The following is a 3,225-nucleotide window of genomic DNA, read 5'->3' on the forward strand; positions in this document are numbered from 1 at the left end:
CATATTATTCAGGACCTTAGAAATAAACAAAAAAAGAGCTAACCCCAGGGGCAAAGGAATTCTAAGCATTACGCCTACTCCCATTCGGGAACCCAGCCTATATCCTTCACGAGTTGCTCTATTAATATTATAACAAAAATACAAAAAAGTACAACCACAGCATATTGACCTTATTAATCTATATATTGTGGTTTTGCTAAAATATTGTATCTATCCATAGAAGGAGGTATGACCTATGGATTACCATTTCAGCTATCGTACCAAAAACGACTCTGTGTGCCTAATCTTGTCGTACAAGGTCGGCAAAAAGTGGCGGCAGAAGACCCGCCAGGGATTTAAGACCCAGAGGGAAGCACGCCAGCACCAGGACGAACTGCTGGAGGAAGTCAAGCGGTCAGAGGGCCTGACTACAGACGCCCGTCTGAAGGACATGACCCTCCGGCAGTTCTTTGGCATTTACTACCGGGACAAAAAGGATTTTCTCTCCTATAACACTCTGATGAATTACAAGAACTCCATCGAGTCGCTGGGAGCTGTAGCCGACACGCCCCTCCGTGAGCTGACTACTGCCAGCATCCTGAATGCGCTCCTGGCCCAGGATGTCACGGCAGGAACGAAAAAGACAAAGCTCCGGTGTATCTCCCCCGTTTTGGAGTACGCCGTAAAGGTCTACAAGATCATGGCGGTCAATCCAGCCCGGGGAATCACCATCAGAGAAGAACGTGGCCCCAAGATCATCCGGGCCTTTACACGGGCAGAGCTGTCCAAACTCATGATTTTACTGGAACATAAGCCCCTCTGCCGTTTGGTGGCCATCCTGGCTGCCAATACCGGCATGCGGTTCGGTGAAATAGCCGGGCTCCCCTGGGACGCTATAAACTGGTCGGCGCAAGCCATCACCATCAGGCAGCAGTACGCCAGCATCGGCCCCAGAAAAATGGGGGTTACCCCTTGTAAGACCAGGAACAGTAATCGGGTCATCCCCGCATCTCCCGTTGTCCTGAAAGCCCTGGCCGACTGGAGACAGTCCCAGCCCCTCAATCTGTCCGGCACCGTCTTCCCTTTGAACCAAATGCAAAATGTCCACGTCAAGCTCAACCGGATCATCCGGGGGCATTTTCCAGGCCGTTCCGTGCACGCTCTCCGGCATACCTTTGCCACCCTCCTGCTCTCCAAGACCGGAGACATCAACCTGGTGGCCCATATTTTGGGCGATACGGTAACCACTGTATCCGAAATCTACGTCAATTACACGGCCGATATCCGCCAGAAGGCGGCAGAAGCTATGGCCGGTTTGTATTAAAATTTTTGCCGTATTTTTGCCGTTTAAAGCAAAAGTCCCGTAACCACTAGGGTTACGGGACTTTTATTTATTATTTATATTATTTTATCAGTTTACTCTACTATTGGCAAGATTTTCTCTGTATTTACAGGAAAAATCGATAAGGTATAATATTTTTCGCAAAATAAAGACATGAATCTCCTCATTTGTTAAAATTAAGTCGCCAAACAAAACTCACAAAGGAGACGAGATTCATGTCTGACAACATTACACAATTAAACGAACAAGTAATTAAAGCCGAATTAACGGATCTGGTAAAACAAAGCATCGAAGAGACACTCAACGGCCTGCTGGATCAGGAAGCTACGGAGCTCACCAATGCTGCAAAGTATGAGCGGACGAATTCCCGTAAGGGGTATCGTTCCGGTTATTACACGCGTAAACTCCAGACAACTTCCGGGAATATCTCCCTGAAAGTGCCGAAACTGAAATGCATCCCCTTCGAAACGACTATCATCGAATGCTACAGACATCGTGAGAGCAGCGTTGAAGAGGCTCTCATCGAAGATGTACCTGGCTGGTGTTTCCGTACGTCGTGTCGAGGATATCACTGAAGCGTTCTAGGGTTCCAAAGTATCACCTGGCACCATCAGCAATCTTAACAAAAAAGCGTACAGCAACATCGAAGTCTGGCGAAACCAGCCGCTTCCCAGCGAGCAGTATCCGTATGTTTTTGTCGACAGCATCTACCTCAAGCGCAGCTGGGGCGGCGAATTCGAGAACGTAGCTATCCTTGTCGCTATTGGCGTCAACCAGGACGGATATCGCGAGGTCATCGGCGCAGCCGAAGGCATGAAGGAGGACAAGGATAGCTGAAAGTCCTTCCTAATTTCCCTGCGCAACCGTGGCTTGAAAGGTGTACAACTCATGGTTGGTGATAAATGCCAGGCCATGTGCGACTCCGTGACGGAAATCTTTCCGGAAGCGAAGTACCAACGCTGCAGCGTGCATTTCTTCCGTAACATCGTCTCTGTCGTACCGAGAAAACATGGCAAGGAAGTCGCCCGTATGCTCCAATTCATGCCCAGGAGGACAATAAAGCTGCTATGGAGAAGGCTAAGCGTGTTGCTGAAAAACTCCGTGCGATGAAGTTGAATAAGGCTGCTGACAAACTTCTGGACGGTATCGCTGAGACACTGACCTACGTGGACTTTCCGGAAGAACACTGGAAAAAAATCCGCACGAACAACGCGATTGAACGGCTAAATCGGGAGATTCGTCGACGTACGTGTGTTGTTGGCACATTCCCTGACGGCGAGAGCGCATTGATGATGGTATGTGCCCGGCTCCGCCATGTCGTCAGTACTAGGTGGGGTTCCAAGAAGTACATGGATATGAAGCATCTCTATGGCTGTGGTGCAGACAATCTTCTCGACTGATTTTGCTTGTGATGGGATTCATGTTTTTGCGAAAAATATTTGACAGTACCCACTTTTTCATGAGCAAGAGTGGCTCAAAAATTCGTGAGCAAGTGGCTCACTTTTTGATTGACATTCACACCACATGTAGGCGCTCACCAAGGATGCATTGCCAATTATGGCCCAAGCAACAGCCCTCTTGGACACTTAGCTGTAGCGTTGAGTTGATGGCAGGCACGGATAAAAGGTAGTCCTGTGAGGAGTGTATCTAACCGCTGGCATTACTTGCTGCTCTTTAATGAATAAACTGCGATGAAGGTTTTATCGAGGACTTGTTGACACATACCAAACCGGGTGTACGTACGTCCTCGATTATGTTAGAATGGGGCTGTGAAATAATGGCCCCATGAACACGAGAAAGGACTTTCGATTCTTGCGAACCGAAAGTCCTTTTTCGTGTTAGAATTTAACTGACAATGAAAAACCTAACTGTGTATTATAGTACTCCCAAACAGGGAATTTTAC

Annotated in this window: 1 protein-coding gene and 1 pseudogene; both read left to right on the plus strand. The window is 48.1% G+C overall.

The genetic code is table 11. The features are described 5' to 3' along the window. Positions 1 to 235: 235 nt before the first annotated feature. The gene (locus tag ACR0QW_RS10825) at positions 236 to 1,303 is read left to right on the plus strand and encodes a tyrosine-type recombinase/integrase (protein WP_432643642.1); all 1,068 of its coding nucleotides are present in this window, start codon (positions 236 to 238) and stop codon (positions 1,301 to 1,303) included. 233 nt (positions 1,304 to 1,536) lie between these two features. Then, a pseudogene (locus ACR0QW_RS10830) lies at positions 1,537 to 2,721 on the plus strand (IS256 family transposase). The last annotated feature ends 504 nt before the right edge of the window (positions 2,722 to 3,225 follow it).

The sequence above is a fragment of the Acidaminococcus sp. genome (assembly GCF_050873445.1).
Classification (GTDB): Bacteria; Bacillota; Negativicutes; order Acidaminococcales; family Acidaminococcaceae; genus Acidaminococcus.